The sequence below is a fragment of the Rhodococcus sp. GB-02 genome (genome assembly GCF_053470465.1).
On the sequence record NZ_JBPUKE010000002.1, the window covers coordinates 288,445 to 307,697 of the forward strand.

General features: G+C 62.4%; 18 protein-coding genes. 8 read left to right on the forward strand and 10 right to left on the reverse strand.

Annotation, left to right across the window (positions count from 1 at the left end):
• Positions 1-11: 11 nt before the first annotated feature.
• Genes ACSW29_RS14375 through ACSW29_RS14390 form a run of 4 tightly spaced genes read right to left on the reverse strand, consistent with a single transcriptional unit; the run spans position 12 to position 5,319 of the window.
• Entirely contained in the window at positions 12-1,748 is a 1,737-nt protein-coding gene (locus ACSW29_RS14375) for an ABC transporter ATP-binding protein (RefSeq protein ID WP_448277547.1), read from the reverse strand.
• Entirely contained in the window at positions 1,745-3,670 is a 1,926-nt protein-coding gene (locus ACSW29_RS14380) for an ABC transporter ATP-binding protein (RefSeq protein ID WP_448277548.1), read from the reverse strand. The genes ACSW29_RS14375 and ACSW29_RS14380 overlap by 4 nt, the downstream gene beginning before the upstream one ends.
• The gene (locus tag ACSW29_RS14385; RefSeq protein ID WP_347874344.1) at positions 3,667-3,885 is read right to left on the reverse strand and encodes a hypothetical protein; all 219 of its coding nucleotides are present in this window, start codon (positions 3,883-3,885) and stop codon (positions 3,667-3,669) included. The genes ACSW29_RS14380 and ACSW29_RS14385 overlap by 4 nt, the downstream gene beginning before the upstream one ends.
• A 51-nt stretch (positions 3,886-3,936) precedes the next feature.
• Positions 3,937-5,319: an MFS transporter gene (locus ACSW29_RS14390; protein WP_448277549.1), complete on the reverse strand. Its 1,383-nt coding sequence runs from the start codon at positions 5,317-5,319 to the stop codon at positions 3,937-3,939.
• A gap of 84 nt (positions 5,320-5,403) precedes the next feature.
• Between ACSW29_RS14390 and ACSW29_RS14395 the strand changes: the two genes are divergently transcribed.
• From ACSW29_RS14395 to ACSW29_RS14405, 3 genes are all read left to right on the forward strand, one after another.
• A complete protein-coding gene (locus ACSW29_RS14395) occupies positions 5,404-6,042 on the forward strand; it encodes a TetR/AcrR family transcriptional regulator (RefSeq protein ID WP_317827258.1) in 639 nt (212 codons plus the stop codon).
• Positions 6,043-6,113: 71 nt separating this feature from the next.
• Positions 6,114-6,752: a hypothetical protein gene (locus ACSW29_RS14400; RefSeq protein WP_448277550.1), complete on the forward strand. Its 639-nt coding sequence runs from the start codon at positions 6,114-6,116 to the stop codon at positions 6,750-6,752.
• A 17-nt stretch (positions 6,753-6,769) separates the two neighbouring features.
• The gene (locus ACSW29_RS14405) at positions 6,770-7,087 is read left to right on the forward strand and encodes a hypothetical protein (protein WP_448277551.1); all 318 of its coding nucleotides are present in this window, start codon (positions 6,770-6,772) and stop codon (positions 7,085-7,087) included.
• A 1-nt stretch (position 7,088) separates the two neighbouring features.
• On the opposite strand, the gene ACSW29_RS14410 is transcribed toward ACSW29_RS14405, so the two are convergent.
• From ACSW29_RS14410 to ACSW29_RS14430, 5 genes are read right to left on the reverse strand one after another with little or no spacing between them, the layout of a single operon-like run.
• Positions 7,089-8,129: an ABC transporter substrate-binding protein gene (locus ACSW29_RS14410; RefSeq protein ID WP_448277552.1), complete on the reverse strand. Its 1,041-nt coding sequence runs from the start codon at positions 8,127-8,129 to the stop codon at positions 7,089-7,091.
• On the reverse strand, positions 8,126-9,004 hold the full coding sequence (locus tag ACSW29_RS14415; RefSeq protein ID WP_347874349.1) for an ABC transporter ATP-binding protein: 879 nt from the start codon (positions 9,002-9,004) through the stop codon (positions 8,126-8,128). Before ACSW29_RS14415 ends, ACSW29_RS14410 begins: the two co-directional genes overlap by 4 nt.
• A complete protein-coding gene (gene fepG, locus ACSW29_RS14420; RefSeq protein ID WP_448277553.1) occupies positions 9,001-10,050 on the reverse strand; it encodes an iron-enterobactin ABC transporter permease in 1,050 nt (349 codons plus the stop codon). Before fepG ends, ACSW29_RS14415 begins: the two co-directional genes overlap by 4 nt.
• Entirely contained in the window at positions 10,047-11,159 is a 1,113-nt protein-coding gene (locus ACSW29_RS14425; RefSeq protein WP_448277554.1) for a Fe(3+)-siderophore ABC transporter permease, read from the reverse strand. Before ACSW29_RS14425 ends, fepG begins: the two co-directional genes overlap by 4 nt.
• A complete protein-coding gene (locus tag ACSW29_RS14430) occupies positions 11,156-12,043 on the reverse strand; it encodes a siderophore-interacting protein (RefSeq protein WP_317827264.1) in 888 nt (295 codons plus the stop codon). The genes ACSW29_RS14425 and ACSW29_RS14430 overlap by 4 nt, the downstream gene beginning before the upstream one ends.
• Positions 12,044-12,300: 257 nt before the next feature.
• On the opposite strand from ACSW29_RS14430, the gene ACSW29_RS14435 reads away from it, so the two are divergent.
• Both ACSW29_RS14435 and ACSW29_RS14440 read left to right on the forward strand, forming a co-directional pair.
• Positions 12,301-13,959: an ABC transporter ATP-binding protein gene (locus ACSW29_RS14435; RefSeq protein ID WP_230814283.1), complete on the forward strand. Its 1,659-nt coding sequence runs from the start codon at positions 12,301-12,303 to the stop codon at positions 13,957-13,959.
• Entirely contained in the window at positions 13,956-15,713 is a 1,758-nt protein-coding gene (locus ACSW29_RS14440; RefSeq protein WP_448277555.1) for an ABC transporter ATP-binding protein, read from the forward strand. The genes ACSW29_RS14435 and ACSW29_RS14440 overlap by 4 nt, the downstream gene beginning before the upstream one ends.
• On the opposite strand, the gene ACSW29_RS14445 is transcribed toward ACSW29_RS14440, so the two are convergent.
• Entirely contained in the window at positions 15,655-16,380 is a 726-nt protein-coding gene (locus ACSW29_RS14445; protein WP_317827267.1) for a DedA family protein, read from the reverse strand. The genes ACSW29_RS14440 and ACSW29_RS14445 overlap by 59 nt on opposite strands.
• 172 nt (positions 16,381-16,552) lie before the next feature.
• Between ACSW29_RS14445 and ACSW29_RS14450 the strand changes: the two genes are divergently transcribed.
• From ACSW29_RS14450 to ACSW29_RS14460, 3 genes are read left to right on the forward strand one after another with little or no spacing between them, the layout of a single operon-like run.
• Entirely contained in the window at positions 16,553-17,830 is a 1,278-nt protein-coding gene (locus ACSW29_RS14450) for a sensor histidine kinase (RefSeq protein WP_317827268.1), read from the forward strand.
• Positions 17,821-18,474 carry a response regulator gene (locus ACSW29_RS14455; protein WP_230814287.1) on the forward strand — a complete coding sequence of 218 codons (654 nt, stop codon included), beginning with the start codon at positions 17,821-17,823 and terminating at the stop codon, positions 18,472-18,474. The genes ACSW29_RS14450 and ACSW29_RS14455 overlap by 10 nt, the downstream gene beginning before the upstream one ends.
• Positions 18,471-19,247 carry a DUF4097 family beta strand repeat-containing protein gene (locus ACSW29_RS14460; RefSeq protein ID WP_448277556.1) on the forward strand — a complete coding sequence of 259 codons (777 nt, stop codon included), beginning with the start codon at positions 18,471-18,473 and terminating at the stop codon, positions 19,245-19,247. Before ACSW29_RS14455 ends, ACSW29_RS14460 begins: the two co-directional genes overlap by 4 nt.
• Positions 19,248-19,253 lie beyond the last annotated feature (6 nt).

Below are 19,253 nucleotides of genomic sequence, written 5' to 3' on the forward strand. Positions count from 1 at the left end.
CTGCCACCTGCTCAGCCTGCTACCAACCGCCATCCCGACGCACGGTGGCGCTGATTCCAGAACGCGGCGTAGTTCCCACCGGCGGAAAGGAGAACTTCGTGGGTTCCCACTTCGACGATCGATCCGTCGTCACCGAGCACGATGATCTGGTCTGCGGCCACGACGGTCGACAGCTTGTGAGCGATCACGAGCAATGTGCTTTCGCTGGCGAGTTCCTGCATCGCTCGCTGAACGTGTGCCTCGTTCTCGGGATCGAGCGCCGCCGTCGCCTCGTCGAGCAACACGATGGGTGCACGTTTGAGGAGTGCACGGGCAATGGAGACTCGCTGCCGCTCTCCACCGGACAGTGCCGTCCCGCCCTCACCGACACGGGTGTCCCAACCCCGCGGAAGTCGCTCGACGATTTCCGCGACGCCGGCGATCCGAGCTACATCGAAGACTTCCTCGTCCGTGGCTTCGGGGCGGCCGAGGCGGATGTTCGCGATCAACGTGTCGTCGAAGAGATACACGTCCTGGAAGACCAGGGACAACTGCGACATCAGATCGGCACTCGTGAGGTCACGCACGTCGACGCCGCCGACACGCACCACCCCGGAGTCGACGTCGTAGAAGCGCGAGATCAGCCGGGTGACGGTGGTTTTGCCCGAACCCGACGGACCGACCAACGCCGTCAGCGACTTCCGCGGCACGTCGAAGGAGATGCTCCGCAGAACCTGCCCACCGTCGGCGTAACCGAAGTCGACGGCGTCGAACTGCACGGCCGTCTCCCCCGTCGCCGTCCCGCTGGTTTCGGGTTCGACCAGTGGTTCCACTTCGAGGATCTCGGACATCCGACGGATTTCGTTGCGTGCCATTCTGATTGCGCCGCCGAACTCGCCGATCTCACCCAGCGGTTGGATGAACCGTGCGGTGAGCCCGAGTAGCGCGATCAACGTGACCGGGTCGATGTCGCCGCCGAGCGCGAGGAACGCACCCAAGATGATCACGGCCGAGAACACGAACTGTAGGGCGATCCCGTTGACCACGGAACCGATCACCACGAACCACAGTTGTGAGCGACCCGCGGAGTGCTGAGCTTCGATCGCGTCGTCGAGCGGTTCGTACACCCCGTGGGTGCGTCCGAAAGCGCGCAGGACCGGTTGGCAACGCGCGTATTCGAGCACTCGATTATTCGATTCGACCGCCGCGGCATGCGCCTTATCGTCAGCTTTGGCGGTCATCGCCGAGGCAAAGCGTGCTGCTGCGAACAGAATCGGAACGCCGACCACCAGTGCGAGCCCGAGCCGCCAGTCGAAGAACAGCATGCACACGACAATGGTTGCGGGGCTGGCGATTCCGGAGATGATCGGTGTCATCAGATGCGCAGCCGCCCCCATCACCGAGATGGTGCCCTTGCTGGCGACCTGCGATACCTGGCCGAGTCGGCCGGCACCGAACCAACCGAGCGGGAGCCTGACGAGGTGATCGCCGAGGCGCAGATGCATCGTCCGCAGCAGGGTGAGCGCCGACTCGAATCCCTTGATGGCCTGCAGGTAATGCGCAATCGAACTGATCACGGCGCATACGACCATGGCGGCGAGCCACCGAACGAAACTTCCCCAGTCCCGCTCGAACAGTGCCTGCACGGTCGGCACGAGCAATGCCACTGCCAAACCCTGCATCACGCCGTACAACACTGCCCACACCAGGAACTCTCGATAGCGTCCTTGATTCTGCGGGCCGAGTATCCGGAAGAGGTCGCGAATCATGAGTTGGCCTTTCCTACTGCTTCGGACGTACCCGCGGTGTTGTTTTCAATCGAGTCGGCCCGACTGTTTTCAAACGAGTCGGCCCGACTGTTTTCAAACGAGTCGGCCCGACTGTGACTCGCCCACATCCGGGCATACGTCGAACCATTCGCCACGAGCTGATCGTGCGTACCCTTCTCCACGATCCGCCCGGCGTCGAGCACCACGATCTGATCGGCACTCACGATCGAAGCCAACCGGTGCGCGATCACCAGCACCGTGCGCCCCACCGTCAAACGCGACAATGCTTCCTGGATATCGGCTTCGGACTCCGGGTCCGCAAACGCGGTCGCCTCGTCGAGCACGAGAACCGGAGTGTCCGCGAGAATGGCCCGCGCGATGGAGACTCGTTGCGCCTCACCGCCCGAGAACCTGGCGTCGACCCCGACCACAGAGTCGTACCCTCTCGGGAGGGCCTCGATTCGGGTGTCGATCTGCGCGGCTGCGGCAGCAGCCTTCACCTCGGCCGGCGACGCCTGGGGGCGGGCAAGCCGAATGTTGTCGAGAACTGTTGCTTCGACCAGCTGCACGTCCTGCAGAACCAATCCGACGTGACGATACAGCTCGTCGGTAGCGACGTCCCGGACGTCGACACCGCCGATGGCCACGGATCCGGTACGCACGTCATGGAATCGGGGAACGAGCGTCGCCAGTGTCGACTTACCCGAACCCGAAGGTCCGACCAGCGCCGTCACCGTGCCCTCCGGCAGAGTCAGATCGATGCCGCACAGAACGTCGGCCCCGTTGTCGTAGGCGAAAGAGACTCCGGAGAATCGAACTTCGTTCCCCGCCGGCTTTTTCGGATGATCTGTTTCCGGCAGTGCGTCGGTTGCGAACAGAGCGACCAGCCGCGCCGCAGCGGCAGCAGCCTCACGGCGGGCCTGCATACCGAAGCCGATGGTCGTCACCGAAACCGGAATCACCATCGCGACAAGAGAGCTGGTCAGCACATCAATGGGTGACACCCACCCGGAGTGGACGAACCACGAGCCGAGACCAAGGTTCACCACCAGCACTACCGGTGCACTCAAGGCAATCGAGGCCAGCGCCTCGGTCCGAAGCATCGGGCGAACCCAGCCCTCGTACGAAGCGGCAAAAGCCTTGGCGGCATGGCGGTATCGAGAATGTGACTGCCTGTCCTGACCGAAGGTCTTGACCACTGCGATGCCGGTGACGAACTCGACGATCGTATTGCTGATGGCCGCGATGCCCTCATTCATCCGGCTCATCTTGACGGCCATGTCCTTGGTCATCGTCGCATAGGCGATCATGTAGATCGGGAGCGTGGCAATTGCTACCAACCCCAGACGCCAGTCGATCGAAATCACGTAACCGAGTCCGACCAGCGGCACCGCGATGGCTCCGGTGGTCTCGACGGCGCTGTGCGCAACCAGGTAGTGGAGATCGGAGATGTCGTTCTGCGCAGCTTTGCGCACCGTCCCGGACGAGTGGGAGGTGAACCAGCCCAGAGGAAGTCGCCCGAGCGTCGCTGCGATTCGGCGTCGAAGCACAGCTTGGAGATTCACGTCGGCGAAGTGCGTGACAATCAACGCACCGCCACCGAAGAACGCACGCATACCCAGGCCGAAGACAACCACCCACACGATCGTCCAGACGCGGGACGAGTCGATGTCGCCGCCCACGATCAGCGTCTTGCCCAGTTCGGCGATGGCCACGTACGGGACGATGGCAGCGACCGCGGCAATCACCTGCATCACCGTCGCGATGGTCGTCCGTGTGCGAACTGGCGCAAGGAGTTCGCGTAGCGCGCTCTTGTGCGCCGCCGCTTCGGCCTTGGCCTGTGAGGCTTCAGACGCAGATCCATGCGGCGTGTTTGCCTCCTCGGGTGGAACGTCTGCTGTCTTGTGCTGTGTTGTCGTCATTTCGAGAACGCCTTCCATCGGATGACTGCGTCGGCGTCGAATGCAAGGCAGCCTTGGAGTTCCGCGCCGGTGAGCGTGCGATCCGCAAGTACCCCGAGAGCCTCGCTCTGCAAGGCCTCCTTCGCTACCTGTGATTGCGGGGTGGCGAAGACCGTATCGGGCTCGACCTCGAGCGTGAGTGCCGTTGCTCGTAGGCCCCACTGCTGCCGCATCATCTCTCCCTGCTTTAGTTACACACTGTCTCAATTAGGGGAGCCTACAATAACTCAAGCCGTTTGTGCAGCCCTCGTCACCGGAAGTGCAAACGCCGGCAGACACGCGACAACACTGATGACGGCACCCATCACGAACGCCACCGCAAAGGAGTCGCCGGAAATGCCGATCGCCAGGACCGCTGTGGTCACCGGGGCGCCCACCGCCGATCCGACGGTTCTGATCACACTGTTGACTCCACTGGCTGCTGCCATTTCCGATGGCGGGACGATCGAGGCAACCAGCAGAGCACAGACCGCGAACCCCACGCCGTTCCCCAATCCGACGAGGGAAAAGAACGCCACGATCGCACCCACCGAACTCGGCCAGATCGCGAGTCCGACTGCGCCCGCCGCCATGAGCGCGAGCGCTATGACCGCAGGCACTCGCGGCCCGAATCGCCGCGCGAGAGCCGGCGTCAAACGGCCACCGAGAAAGACGAGGACAGCGGCGGGCAAGAGCGCCAAGCCGGTCTGCACAACAGTGAATCCGCTTCCATACGTGGACGTTTCCGGCGCCTGGAGGATCCGCGGCAGACAGAGGTAGAAGATGTACGGCACGAACCCGAACACCAGGGTGAGTGCGCTGGTGATCATCATCGGCTTGTCCCGAAAAACTCGCATGTCGACGATCGGAGCGTCGTGACGGGAATCGACGGCAATCAACATTGCGAACGAAACGAACGCGATCACAACCAGTCCCCAGAATCCGAGCGACAGAACTCCCCAGTCGGAGGCTTTGGTGATCGCCAGGAGCAGGCTCACCAATCCGAACGCCAGAGCGCCGGCACCGGCCCAGTCCGTCGGCATACCCGGCCGGCGATGCGAACCCGGCACTACGGCCACCACTGCGACCAATGCAAGCACGATCAGGATCCCAGTGATCACGAACAACCACTGCCAGCTGAGGTACTCGAGAATGACACCGCCGATCACCAGCGCACTTCCGGCACCAATTCCCAAAGTTCCAGCGAGCCAACCTATCCCTGAAGACAACTCGGGGCCGGCCACCGTTCTTCGCAGCACTGCCATCGCGAGCGGGAAGCTCGCCATGCTCACTCCCTGAACAGCTCGAACGACAAGGAGCACCCCGATATTCGGGGCGGCCGCCGCGGCGAATGTCGCGAGAGCGAAGATGATCAGGACGATCACCAGGACTCGCTTGTCGCCGAATCGGTCACCCATCGCCCCGACTATCGGAGCCATCACCGCGGCCGCCAACAGGTACGCCGTCAGGATCCAGCCGGTCACCGCCACGGACGTATCGAAATGCTTGCCCAACAGCGGCAACGCCGGCACCAGCATGGTCTGCATGAGCGAGTAGACGAGTACCGCTCCAGCCAGGGCTGCGATCACCCGCCTCCCGGATCGCGTGGGCGCCTCTGTCAAGGTCGTCATCGACACCTTCCTCCAATCATGAATCGAATCGGAACGGAACCCTCCGTTCCGATTGAGTAAACCATGCATTGCTAGCCTGTGGGAATGGCGAAAGAGAATGCGAGCCTCCCCGGACGCGCCCGAGAAGCCGCAGACAACGACGTCACCGTGCTGCGAGCAGCGCGCGAGATTTTTGCCGAACAGGGTTGGAATGCACCGGTATCGGCGATTGCCGCACGGGCCGGAGTGGGCGTCGGCAGCATCTATCGCCGATACCGAGGCAAGGAGGAACTGGCGCAATCCCTGCGCGTCTGGGCGATCGATCACCTCGCCACCCTTGCCCGAGAGTGCGTGAGCACCGCGAAAACCGATGAAGCCGTATTGAAGACGTTCTTCTCGCGATATCTCACCGAATCGGTGGGACCGCTCATTCCGGTCCTCGGCGGCAGGTTGCCTGAACACGCCGAAGTCACTCGTGCCGCCGAAGAATTGGAGGCCGCACTGCAATCCATGGTCGACGTCTGCGTCGACGCTCACGAAGTCCCGCCCGGCTTCACTGCTGCAGACGTCATGCTCATGACAGTGCATCTGCGGCCGACTCTGCCGATCGAGGGCGATCGAGCCACCGAAATACACACGCGTTATCTCGATTTCATGCTCGACGGACTTCGTGGCGGAACACCTCAACCGTCGATCACTCCCCCATCCTGGAGCGAATGGCTTCAGATGTGGCAGGGCACCTGACCCGGAGAACACCCGAACGGAACATCAGGTTAGGCTTACCTAGCTTAGTTCGCCATGTTCGGAAGGTTTTCATGAAACTCACCCGCCGGTTCGCCGGCTTCGCCGCACTGCCCGTCGTCGCCACACTCCTACTCGCCGGTTGCGGAAGTAGCGACGCAGCGCCCTCTACCGAGACCAGGTCTGCCGACCAGTCCTGGAGTTACACAACGGGATACGGAAACACGATCACCCTCGACCACGCCCCGGAGCGGATCGTCGTCGACGCGTACTCCGCTGCTGCGCTGTGGGACTACGGCATTCGGCCGGTCGGCATCTTCGGTTACGGCGTCGGCAATCCAGACGTCACCGATCGCGCTGACGAGTCGACGATGACCGTCGTCGGCCGTGAAGGTGAACTCAGCGCGGAAGCTCTTGCGGCGCTGGACCCAGACCTGGTCATCGGGTACGGCAACAGCGACGACCCGACACGATGGACTTGGTGGGACGAGCCGATGGGCAAGACCGTCAACAATGTTGCACCGTTTGTCGGCGTCAAGTTCGCCGGAGCCTCGACACCGGACGTGTTGAACGAGTACGCCTCACTCGCCGAAGCTCTCGGCGGGAACACCGACACAGCCGCAGCACGCGAGGGCAAGGAAGCATTCGAATCCGGTGCAGAGCGCATCCGAACTGCTGCGGCCAAGGTCGACGACATCGAAGTCCTCGCCTGAACGGTGACAGCTCCGAGTTGTACGCAGGCACAACGGCGCTCGCTCAGTTCGGTTACCTGAAGGAACTGGGCGTGAAGTTCACCGGTCCGGGAGGCGACAGAGGCTGGGCCGACCTCAGCTGGGAGCAGGTCCCTGATTATCCAGCGGACATCATATTCCAGTTCGCGACGTCGGCAGAAGCGTTCGCAGCATCACCCGTGTTCGTCAAGCTGCCCGCGGTGACCGCGAACCAGGTGATCGACTTCGACGACAAGCGTCCCAATACTTACGCCAATTACGGCGCCTGGTTCGAGCAGGTTGCACAACTACTCGACCAGGCCCGCAACGTCGCCTGAATTACTGCCCAGCAGTGATTCGCCCGGCCGCTTCCTCGAGAACGTCGAGGAAGATGGCCGCGGTCAGCGCAAATCCTTGGTTGTATCGCGCGTCGCTGGTCAACACGTTGCCCGCTTGAACTGCAGGCAACCGCTGCCACGTCGGCTGCGTCTTGATCGCGTCGAGCGCTTCCTGATCGCGTGCTTGCGCGATGATCACATCCGCCGGAGCCAAGGTGTCGAGTTGCTCGAAAGACAACTCGAACGAGTTTTCTGCATTGTCGTCGTCGCGGAAAAGCACGTCGAGGCCGGCATCGATTGCGACGCTGATCCGCAGATTCCGCTGGTGCACCAGGAATCCGGTCGGCGTCTGAACGCCGAAAACGATCTTCTTTCCGCCGAGCTTCTCCTGCAACATCGGACGCAGTCTCGCGAGTTTGTCGTCATACTCCGCGATGGAAGCCTCGGCGATCGCCACCCGGTCGAGTTGGCTCGCCTGCGCCATCAGCGCACATCGCCAGTCGACCGGGTGTCCGGCGATCGGTTCGACGTCGTCGCCGACGACCAACAGCGGCGCGATGGAGGACAAGCGCTCGGTGCCGTACCAGTCACTGGTATATCCGATAGCAGTGATGACGATCAGATCGGGCTCGAGAGCGAGCAACGCCTCGAAGTTGGTGGAGAAGTCGCCGGCGACGTTGACGAAGCTCGCGCCCTCGATGGTGCGGCCGGGAAACTGGAATCCCGCCTTCGCGTCAGGAAACCAGAAGTTGCCCGAACCGACGATCGGGTAGTCCATCATCATCGCGAATTCGAGGTCGACGCGGCCGTCCAGCACCACAACGCGCTTGGGGTCGCGCGGAACGTCGCCGCTGAACTCGCCCCACGTGTACGGGAGAGTGTCACTGGCCGAGTCCGACTCGGCATCCGAAGTTCCACACGCACTCAGCGCCAGTGCTGCAGCCACACCGGCTGCGCCACCGAAGAATCGGCGCCGTGAAATGCGGTCGACGATCTGAGCCCACTCCCTGTCGGTGACCTGCGTATCCAGGACGAGTGTCATACCTTTACTCCTTCGATGTTTCGCTGACGCTCGCGTCCCAGCGGAATGACAAGCGGTGTGTGGGAAACCGGATCGTCGATGATGCGGCACGCCATGCCGAACACCTCCTGCACCAGTTCTTCGGTGATGATCTCCGCGGGCGGGCCCTCGGCGACCACCGCGCCGTCCTTCATCGCAATGATGTGAGTTCCGTAGCGGCACGCGTGATTGAGATCGTGAAGCACAGCCACCAGCGTGTGCCCGTCGTTCTCATTCAGATCGCGGCACAGCTCCAACAGCTCGATCTGATGCGCAATGTCGAGGAATGTCGTCGGCTCGTCCAGCAGCACCAACGGAGTCTGCTGCGCGAGAACCATAGCGACCCAGACACGTTGGCGCTGACCACCGGACAGTTCGTCGACCGGCCTGGCCGACAGATCCGTGACCTTGGTTGCCTCCATCGCCTTGATGACGGCGGCCTCGTCCTCGCGCGACCACTGGCGGATCAGCTTCTGATGCGGATAACGTCCTCTCGCAACCAGATCGGCTACCTTGATGCCGTCCGGGGCGATCGACGTCTGCGGCAGAAGCCCGAGCCGCCTCGCAACTTCCTTGGCCGGGTACGACGTGATCGCTTTGCCGTCGAGAAGGACCTTGCCGGTGGTCGGCTTGAGCAACCGGGACAACGCACGCAGAAGCGTCGACTTGCCGCAGGCGTTGGGACCGACGATGACGGTGAAACCACCGTCGGGGATCTCGACGTCGAGGTGCTCCGAGATGACGCGCTTGTCGTAACCGATCGTGACATTCTCGGCGCGAAGCCGATTCATCCTTTCAGCCACGACGGCGGCCGTACTTGCCTCGTTCACACTGTTCCTCGTTCCTTCACCGATCACTGCTTACGGGCCTCTCGCGCGAGAAGCCAAACAAAATAGATGCCACCGATGGAGACGGTGACGACGCCGACCGGCAACTGCGTCGGTGCAAAAGCTCGCTGCGCCACCCAGTCACTGACCATCAGCAGTGCTCCACCCATCGCCGCCGACGGCAGCAGAGTCACTCCGGCGCTACCGGTCAATCGTCTGACCAACTGCGGAGCCGCCAGCGAGACGAACCCGATGGGCCCGGCCGCAGCCGTCACCATGGCTGTCAACGCAACACCGAGAACAACCAGGGACAGTCGGGTGGGTTCGGCCCGGACGCCGAGCGCCTTGGCGGCGTCGTCGCCCATCTCGAGCATCTGCATCCGCCTGCCCAACACCAGGATCAGCGGAATGAGGATGGCCAGCACGACAACAACCGGCCACACCTGAGTCCAGCCGAGGCCATTTAACGAACCGGCACCCCACACTGCAGCAGCCATGGCGTCGTCGAGTTTTGCCTTGAGGATCATCCAGGTGTTGACCGAGCCCAACATCGCACTGATAGCGATACCGACGATGATCAGCCGGAACCCCTGCACGCCACGTTTGTACGCAAGCAGATAAACGACTGCTGCGGTGGCGATTCCGCCCACCAGAGCGCCGACTGCGATCTCGTAGTACGTGCCACCGATGAGGAGGATGACCACCAGAGCACCCGTGTACGCACCGGAGTTGAACCCGATGATGTCCGGGCTACCCAACGGGTTCCTGGTGAGCGACTGGAAGATCGCACCACTCATGCCGAGCGCCGCACCGAGCATCAGCGCCAACAGAACCCGGGGCAGACGCCATTCCACGACGACCATGTGAATACGCGCGGGCGCCTCGCCGAACAGTGCGCCGAGGACGTCCCCGATCGGCACCTGGTAGTCACCACTACCGAGCGCGATGACACCGATCGCCAGTGCAAGCGCAACGAGGACGAGGCAGACCGTGACCGTGCGGACGTCGATCCGCGCGGACCAGCCTTCTTTGGGTGAGCGCACCACCGTGGTGGGGCGCCCGAAATCGATGCTCACAGACCGCTCACCTTGCTTCGACGCACCAGCATGATCAGCACCGGAGCACCGATGAAGGCCGTGACGATGCCGACCTGAAGTTCACCCGGGCGCAGCACGATTCGGCCGACGACGTCGGAGAAGAGAAGAAGAATCGGCGAACACACCAATGTGTACGGAAGAATCCATCGCTGATCCGGCCCGACGAACCATCTCGCGACGTGCGGAACCATCAATCCGACAAATCCGATCGGTCCGGCCGCAGCCGTCGCCGCGCCACACAGCAAGGTCACCGCAATGACGCCGAGGATACGAGTACGGGTGATGTTGGCACCGAGCGAACGTGCCAGATCGTCACCCAAGGCCACGGCGTTGAGTTGGCGCGCCAATGCGAGGGCCAGGAAGAGCCCGATGAGAATGAAGGGGGCAACGGCGAGAACGATTTCCAACGAACGTCCACTGAGTGAGCCGGCATTCCACTGACGCATCTGGTCGAAGGCAGTCGGGTTGAGCAGGGTGATACCGGAAGAGATGCCGCCGAGCACCGAGCCGATCGCAACACCGGCCAGGGTCAGCCGAATGGGCGTCGCACCACCTCGGCCGATCGACCCCAACGTGTAGACGATCGCCGTGGCTATCACCGCTCCGAGGAAAGCGAACCAGATGTAGGACCAGATGCTGGTCAACCCGAAGACCGCGACGGCAACAACCATCGCGAAACCCGCGCCGGCATTGACACCGAGAATTCCAGGGTCAGCCAAGGGATTTCGTGTCATCGCCTGGATGAGGCCACCGGCCACACCGAGCGCCATGCCGACTATCAGACCGAGCAGAGTTCGCGGTAGCCGCAGGTCACGGATGATCACGTGATCGTTGGAGTCGTCGTAGTTCATCAGAGCGTCGATCACGGTGCCGAACGGAATGGTCTTCGATCCCACCGCGATACTCAGAAGGAGCACGGCGGCGAGCACTACCAGGCACACCAGAAGACCTGCCATACGACGAGAGTTAGTCGATACCAGCCCGTCCGGTTGCTTCTGCTTCTCTTGCAGCGACTCGTCGATCAGCTCTTCGGTGTGTTTGTCGACTGCGCTTTTGTCGACTGCACTTTTGTCGAATCCAACGGTCACAAGCCGGCGCTCTCTAGAGTCTTCTCGACCTCGTCGCGGATCTCTTCCTCGTCGCGGTCCGATTCCCAGGCTGCATCGAGTGCCGCGCGGACATTTTCGTCGAGGGCCTCGTACTTCGCGTTCCACACCTCGGCCTTGTAGGTCCAGTAGCCGATGACCTTGTACTGCTCACCAGGCAACTTCAGTTCGTGGCGAAGGTACTTGCGGATGTCGCGGAGCATCGTGCTTTCGCCGGCCACCCACACGTATCCGAGATCGGTAGGCAGGTTCATCGCGCGGACCGCGTCCGGGAGTTTCGACGGTGCAACACCGTTGCCGCTGCCGACGAGCCAGATGAACTCGACGTCGGCCGCGGAGGTGATCTGCTGCTTGTGAGACTCGTCCACCACCTCGACGATTGCCTTCGCCGACGTGCCGGCGGGCAACTGTTCGATCAGGCGCCCGAGTGCGGGGAGTCCAGTCGCGTCGGCGACGAATACCTGCCAGCGTACGTCGGCCGGCGGCTCGTAGAGCCCGCGAGATTCGCCGATCGCCAACTTGTCGCCGATCTCAGCGTTCTGTGCCCAGTCGCTGGCGATGCCGCCCTCGTGAACGACGAAGTCGATCGTCATGCGGCTGGCTTCGGTATCGAACCGTCGTACGGTGTACGGCTGGCACGGGGACGGTTCCTCGCCCTCCGGGTACCGCCAACCGCGTGGCGCGTCCGGATCTTCGGCCGGCAGAACGAACTTGCCCGTGGCCGGGACCGGGAAGTGCAGACGCAAGTATTCGTCACCGGTGCCAGTGGTTTCGAACGCGGCCAGCTCCTCCCCACCGAACACGATACGAACCATTCCCGGGGTCACGTACTCCTTGTGAAGTACCTCGCCGAACACAAGACTCACAACAATCTCCAACATCGATGGAACATGAACCGGACCCGAACACGAGGATCAATCCGACTTCCGGACATAGTTAACCCGCGCTAAGTAAGGTAGACCTTAATTTATTGCAGTGTTGTCGATGAGTCGATGCCTTCCCCGCCGCAACGGGGCCAACTACTATCGCGATTCGGCCAACGCAATACGTATGGCCTGTTCACGACAAGTATTGGCACCTGTGTGACTTCTGACTACCGCCCACGGTCCCTAGCGTGGACCCAGTGCCTTCGACACCACTTCTTTCGGCCGATACAAACGGTCCCCCAACCAGCCCGGCGATCACGCCGCGCCAGGTAATCAGACACGCGATCGCCTCCGACGGACGCGGAGCCAAGCTGGCGGCAGCATCCGTCGGCTTCACGGGCCACCAGGTCGCGGAAGCATTGGTGCCGGTGGTGATCGGTGCGGTCATCGACCGAGCTGTGGCGACCAGCGATGCGGCAGCACTGGGAAAGTGGATCCTCGTTCTCGGAATTCTCTTCACCGGCTTGTTGCTCAGTTGGCGCTTTGCTGCGCGCATCTCCGATTCCGTCACCGAGCACGGAGCACACCGCTTGCGGATGGACATCGCGAGCCGAAGCCTCGATCCGCACGGCATGTCACCGCGGCGCATGCCCGGCGAGGTCTACTCGATCGCAACATCCGACGCGGGTTCGGTGGCCGGATTCACGCACACGCTGAGCACAAAGCTCGCCGCGGCCTGCGGAGTACTGACCGCAGCGATCTCGCTGCTGGTGATCTCGGTACCGCTCGGCCTGCTCGTCATCCTCGGCACTCCCCCGGTACTCGCCCTCATGCAGGTGGTCAGTCGACCGCTCGAACGCCGAGCCGAAACCGATCAATGGCAGGGAGCCAAAGCCGGTGCACTGGCCGCAGACCTATTGTCGGGGCTTCGAATCCTGTCCGGAATCGGCGCCGGAGACGCTGCAGCGCAGCGTTATCGGGGAGCCAGCCGGACTTCGCTGGAAGCAACCCTTCGCGCACAGCGATACCAAGCGATGTACTCCGCCGCGAACGTGGCGATCGCCGGCGCTTTCCTGGCCGTCATCGCGTACGTAGGTGGGCGGATGGCAGCATCCGGGAGCATCTCGGTCGGTGAATTCGTTGCCGTGGTTGGTCTGGCACAGTTCCTTCGAGGTCCGTTGATCGACATCATCTACTTCGGCGCCGGCCTGGCACGGGCCCGCGCTTCCGCCAACCGCGTCGCAGCGCTTCTCAGGACCGGCGAGGCTGTCACACCCGCGAGTGAACCTGTACCCCTGAACCACTCGGAGTTCCTGACGCTGCGTGACGTCGTGTTGGCCGGAGCGTCACCGGTCGATCTCGATGTCAAACGCGGCGAGATCATCGGCATCGTCACCGAGAATGCCGCCTGGGCGGATGCGTTGGTCGACGCACTGGCTCGTCGAATCGAGCCTTCGAGCGGAACGATTCATCTCGGCGACAACGCCATTCACGAACTGCACATCGACGAGCTCCGGACCCATGTTCTGGCTGCGCCGCACGACGCGGCACTGTTCATCGGCACAGTCGGTGACAACATCGAGGCACTCGCACCGATCGGCAGCCGCAGTGACGAGGCAATCGCAGCCGCTGCCGCAGATCAGGTGATCTCGGCCCTTCCACTTGGCCTCGCCACCCGAGTCACCGAGCAAGGAAATTCGCTCTCCGGCGGTCAGCGTCAGCGCATCGCCCTGGCAAGGGCACTGGCGAGCGAAGCTCCGGTCCTGGTGCTGCACGACCCCACCACTGCCGTCGACTCCGTCACCGAAGCGCGCATAGCTCGCGGGATCGCTGAGGTACGCGGGGCGCACGCCACAATACTTCTGACCAGCAGCCCCGTGCTGCTCGATATCTGCGATCGGGTGATCGAGCTGTGAACGAACTACTCCCCACCGCAACACCGAAACAAGCGCGCCGCGCGGCACTTCGGTTGATGGGACCCCACCGGATCTCCGCGATCGCAGCAGTCGTCACCCTGACCGCCGCGACCGCGATCGGCCTGCTCACACCGCTGATCCTCGGCACGATGGTCGACGCCGTGACCGACGGAGACGGCGACGCTGTCTCTCGCATCGGCACACTGACTCTCGCGTTGGTCGGCATCGCGGTTTCCTCCTCCCTCCTCGTCGGAGTCAGCAACTACCTGCTCGCCGGTGTCGGCGAACGGGTTGTCGCCGACCTGCGCGAAGAAGTTGTCGTCCGGGTTCTCGATCTTCCGCAGAGCGACGTCGAACGAGCAGGGCGCGGAGATCTCGTCTCCCGCATCACCGGGGACGTCCGCTTGGTGACCCGCGCTGTATCCGAAGCACTTCCGGTTTTTGCCACCGCGGCACTGACCATCGCGTTGACCCTGATCGGATTGGGCAGCCTCGATTGGCGATTCGCCATGGCCGCGGTGATCGCGGCGCCCATCCAGATCCAGGCGCTGCGCTGGTATCTCTCGAGGTCGGCACCGGTCTACCGCGAGGAGCGAGAGGCGGAAGGTGCACGTGCGCAACAGCTCCTGGACTCACTGAGCAACTCCGACACCGTCGGATCGCTCCGTCTGGCCGAGCCGCATCTCGAACAGATCGAATCTCGATCGATGACGGCCGTCCGGCTGAGCTTGTTGACCACGCGTCTACGCACCAGGTTCTTCGGCCGACTCAACATCGCCGAGTTCATCGGCCTGTCCGCCGTGCTGATCACCGGCTTCTGGCTGGTGAAAGACGGTCAGATCAGCATCGGTGCCGCCACCGCCGCAGCATTGTTCTTCCATCGTCTCTTCGATCCGGTGGGTGCGGTTCTCAGCGTGTTCGACGAATTGCAGGAAGGCACAATCGCGTTGGCTCGCCTGGTCGGAGTCACACTTGCGCCCGTGCCATCCGCACCGACCGATCCGCAGGAACCTGTCGACAGCTCGGCGTCGTTGGAACGCGTCACATTCTCGTACCGTGGCGGCGACGCTCCTGTTCTGCGAGACATCGACATCATCATTCCGTCAGGAACCGTCACCGCACTGGTGGGCGCTACCGGAGCCGGAAAATCGACAGTCGCAAAACTGATCGCGGGGACCTACGAACCGACCGAAGGCGTCGTGAAGATCGGGGACGTCCCCCGGAACGAACTGCCGCGGTCGACTTCTCGAAGCGCGGTCGCTCTCGTGACGCAGGAGGTCCACGTCTTTGCCGGCACATTGGCCGAGGATCTGCGGCTGGCCGACCCGTCGGCAACCGACAACGACATCACTGCGGCGCTCGATACCGTCGGGGCCTCCGATTGGCTGCGGGCGCTCCCGGACGGACTCGAAACCGTGGTCGGAGACGGTGGACACCGGCTGACCGCAACACAGGCACAACAACTTGCGTTGGCGAGAATCGAATTACTGGATCCGCCGCTGCTGATTCTCGACGAAGCGACCGCCGAAGCGGGCAGCGCCGGAGCCAAGGTCCTCGACGATGCCGCGCTCGCCCTGACCCGGGGTCGCACTGCTGTCACAGTGGCACACCGACTCTCGCAGGCCGTCGACGCCGACCAGATCCTCGTCATGAACGACGGCCGCGTCGTCGAGCAAGGCTCTCACGATGAGTTGGTCAACCTCGGCGGTCGGTACGCGGAGCTGTGGGAAGCGTGGTCCGCGCCGCGGCGCTAGGCGAGATCGATACGCCGTCAGCCTTTTCGGAATCGAGATGCCGGCGTATCAATGACGTCCCGACAACCACCACTGCCGGAACCCACATGAAGCTGTACAGAGTGCGGAACGTCTCGCTCTCTCCTGCCAGAGCTCCTACCATCACCAATCCAGTAGCCCAGATCAGCGCTGCGAGCATGTTGAGCAGCGCGAACTCTTTGTGCTGCAGGGTGCTACCGGCTAACAGTCGAGGTGCAACGGTCCGAACAGCTCCCACCGGATGCGCGCACAGTGCAGTCAGCTGAGGGCGCTTGTGTACTTGCTCGATCAACACGCCCTGCCACCGCACCGCAACCTTGGGCAGCTTGACTTCGAGTCCTTGCGGAAGCACCACGAGGCCACGAACCCGTGACCGCCGAAACGCGAGTTGTGCCCCCGCACTGGAACCCACAGCGATCGCGATCACCGCAGACACCGCGTCGACCGCGCCGGCAGATACCAACACACCCATCGTGATCGGGAGACTGTTGCCCGGAGTCGCCAAACCGAACAGAAATCCGGACTCGATCAGCAAGAGAAGTGCGACGCCGACGAGCAGGACTACGGACGGAATATGTGCAAGGTTGTCGACATCGACGACTCGGGTGAACTGCGCCGCCAAGGTGTCGATCCGCTCCAGAAGTTCCATAGGCACCAGCGTCGCGATTCCAGCGACCGAAGTCGGCAGCGTGTGCCGACCGATACACGGTGGGGTTTCCCCTACTATCAGTCCGTCAGTTGGCCTGAATGTTTGGACGACCCAGCGCCTCTAGGCTGTTCAAACCGGCAGAGTGTCGGGTTGCTGGACGGAGGTGAACCAGATGCAAGAAAGTGGCTTGTTCATTCCACGCAATCCCCTGCGTGCCTGGTTCACCACGTCGTGGTGGCTGGCATTCGTTTCTCTCGGGACCTCGCTGGTCTCGGGTTCACTGGCAATCGTCGTCATCGCATGGCTAACCCTCGCCGTCGTCACACTGCCATTTGCACTAGTGGGCGTGTTGGTATTCGCGCTCATGATCCCACCGTTGCGGTACGCCGACCGAGCACAGCTGTGGTCAGTGAAGTTCTTCAGTGGCGTGGTCACCGATCGTGCTTCGCCAACCCGTGCTGCCACCTTCCGTGCACGCTTCGTCGAGTCCGTTCGAGGTCCGACGCTGTGGAAGTCGTTACTTCACTGGATTCTTCGCCTTCCACTATCAATTGCCGTTCTTGTCCTCGTCACAGCGCAACTGATTGTGCCTGTCGTTTTTACCGTTGCGCCTCTCGCCTGGCTGATCACCGATCCTCCGGGATCACAGCTCGAGATCGCCGAAACTTTCACGCTGGAAGTGCTGGTAATCATCGCGATCCCCGCTGTCCTGTGGTTCGTATTTGTCACACCACCTTTCGTTACCTGCCTCGCGCGCGCCGACTGGTGGTTCAGCCGTTCGCTTTTGGGTGCGTCCGCACAGGAAACACGTGTAGAAGAGTTGACGCACAGTCGGACACGGGTCATCGACGCGGCAGAGGCGGAGCGCTTGCGCATCGAACGGGACCTCCACGACGGCGCCCAACAACGTCTGGTGGCAGTGTCGATCTCTTTGGGTCACGCAAAGTCTCGCGCCAAATCTTCAGACGACGCCATGCTTCGCTCCTTGCTCGACGACGCGCATCGCGAGACTCGGAACGCGATCGCCGACATTCGTGCGTTGACCCGAGGCCTGCACCCGCCCATCCTGACCGATCGTGGACTCGACGCCGCTCTCTCGTCCGTCGCGGCACTGTGTTCGGTTCCAGTCGACATCAACATCGCTCCCGAATTGGGCGGAATTTCGCGGCCTACGGCCACCATGGAGTCGACCATTTACTTCCTCGTATCGGAGGCACTCACCAACGTGACCAAACACGCGCAAGCAACCCGCGCAACCGTTTCCGTCGAGCGTCTCGGGCAAAGCTTGAGGATCGAAGTCTGCGACAACGGACGAGGCGGCGCAGTGATCCAACCTGGTGGCGGACTTGCTGGTCTGGCGGATCGTCTCAGTGGTGTCGACGGAAGTTTGCACGTCGAGAGTCCAGTCGGCGGCCCAACTTCGATTGTCGTGGAGGTACCGTGCGCGTGATGCTTGCCGATGATTCGGTTCTGCTTCGAGAGGGCATCAGACGACTCCTCACCGACCACGGAGTCGACATCACGGCGAGCGTCGGAGACGCCGAGAACCTGCTCAGAGAACTCTCTGAGGTGGACGTGTTACCCGATGTCTGCGTGGTCGACGTTCGTATGCCACCGACTTTTCTCGATGAGGGTCTGCGCGCAGCCCTTGTCATCCGTCAAAGGTGGCCTGCTGTAGGCGTTCTCGTCCTCTCCCAATACGTCGAGGAACGGTATGCCGCCGAACTGCTTCGAAGTCGTATCGACGGCGTCGGCTACCTTCTCAAAGACCGCGTCGCGGATGTCGACGAATTTGTCGACGCCGTCAACCGGGTAGCCGCTGGCGGGACTGTGATCGACCCGGACGTCGTACAACAGTTGCTTGCTCGCGCGCCCAAGGACGACCCGCTGGCCAGGCTCACTCCGCGCGAACGCGAAGTACTCACGGTAATGGCGCAGGGTCAGTCAAACTCGGGTATCGCGGCCACTTTGGTCATCGGCCATGCTGCTGTCGAAAAGCACATCGGCAACATCTTCACCAAACTCGATCTGTACAACGACTCTGCCGACCATCGCCGAGTTCTTGCGGTACTCAGATATCTGGGAGCGACGTGAAATTCACCAAGACCCCGCGGCGATTTGTAGCGATCGCCGGCGCACTGACTACCGTTCTCCTCGTCAGCCTTCTTGCGGGCTCCACTCTCGTGTATGCCTTCGGCGTGCCGAAGTGGCAAGACTTTCGCACGACAACAACCCGCGAATCCAGTTCGTCGCTCGCGGTTCTCACAGAGAGCGGCGACATCGATGTTCGACTTCAACCGAGTACCGACGGTCAGGTTCACGTAACGGCCGAGGGCCGGTATCGGGGTGATCCACCGAGCGTCGACTTCGCTGCAGACGATTCATTGATTGCGCACTGCCCAGACCTCGGCTTTGCGCGATGCGATCTGACCGTCACCGTCGAACTTCCTCCCGATACAAGCCTTACCGTCGAAACGCGGGCAGGGTCTGTCGAGGCCAGCGATCTGTCCGGTCGTATACGAGTGACCTCCTACGTCGGCGATGTCACACTGCGTCGCCACTCCGGGGACATCACCACGCGAACGACAGTCGGCCGGATCAACGTCAGTGCCGAATCCGCCGATCCAATCGACGCGCAGTCCACCGTGGGCGATATTCGAATCAGTGCGGAATCGCCGCCGTCATCGGTGAAAGCACGCACTACTCATGGCGATATAGCGGTACAGGTTCCGAACAACGTGACCTACATGGTCGACGTGCGGTCCGCGATCGGACAGTCGATGTCATCGGTCCCCGAGGACTCGATGAGCGCCCACCGGATAGATGCTGAATCCGCCGCCGGAACTGTGCGCATACGCCCGCTGTGACCCGAA

Excerpts from the sequence above, each read along its gene's own strand:
- ACSW29_RS14375 (WP_448277547.1), bottom strand. The coding sequence starts at position 1,748 with ATGATTCGCGACCTCTTCCGGATACTCGGCCCGCAGAATCAAGGACGC.
- ACSW29_RS14380 (WP_448277548.1), bottom strand. The coding sequence starts at position 3,670 with ATGACGACAACACAGCACAAGACAGCAGACGTTCCACCCGAGGAGGCA.
- ACSW29_RS14385 (WP_347874344.1), bottom strand. The coding sequence starts at position 3,885 with ATGATGCGGCAGCAGTGGGGCCTACGAGCAACGGCACTCACGCTCGAG.
- ACSW29_RS14390 (WP_448277549.1), bottom strand. The coding sequence starts at position 5,319 with ATGACGACCTTGACAGAGGCGCCCACGCGATCCGGGAGGCGGGTGATC.
- ACSW29_RS14395 (WP_317827258.1), top strand. The coding sequence starts at position 5,404 with ATGGCGAAAGAGAATGCGAGCCTCCCCGGACGCGCCCGAGAAGCCGCA.
- ACSW29_RS14400 (WP_448277550.1), top strand. The coding sequence starts at position 6,114 with ATGAAACTCACCCGCCGGTTCGCCGGCTTCGCCGCACTGCCCGTCGTC.
- ACSW29_RS14410 (WP_448277552.1), bottom strand. The coding sequence starts at position 8,129 with ATGACACTCGTCCTGGATACGCAGGTCACCGACAGGGAGTGGGCTCAG.
- ACSW29_RS14445 (WP_317827267.1), bottom strand. The coding sequence starts at position 16,380 with ATGGAACTTCTGGAGCGGATCGACACCTTGGCGGCGCAGTTCACCCGA.
- ACSW29_RS14450 (WP_317827268.1), top strand. The coding sequence starts at position 16,553 with ATGCAAGAAAGTGGCTTGTTCATTCCACGCAATCCCCTGCGTGCCTGG.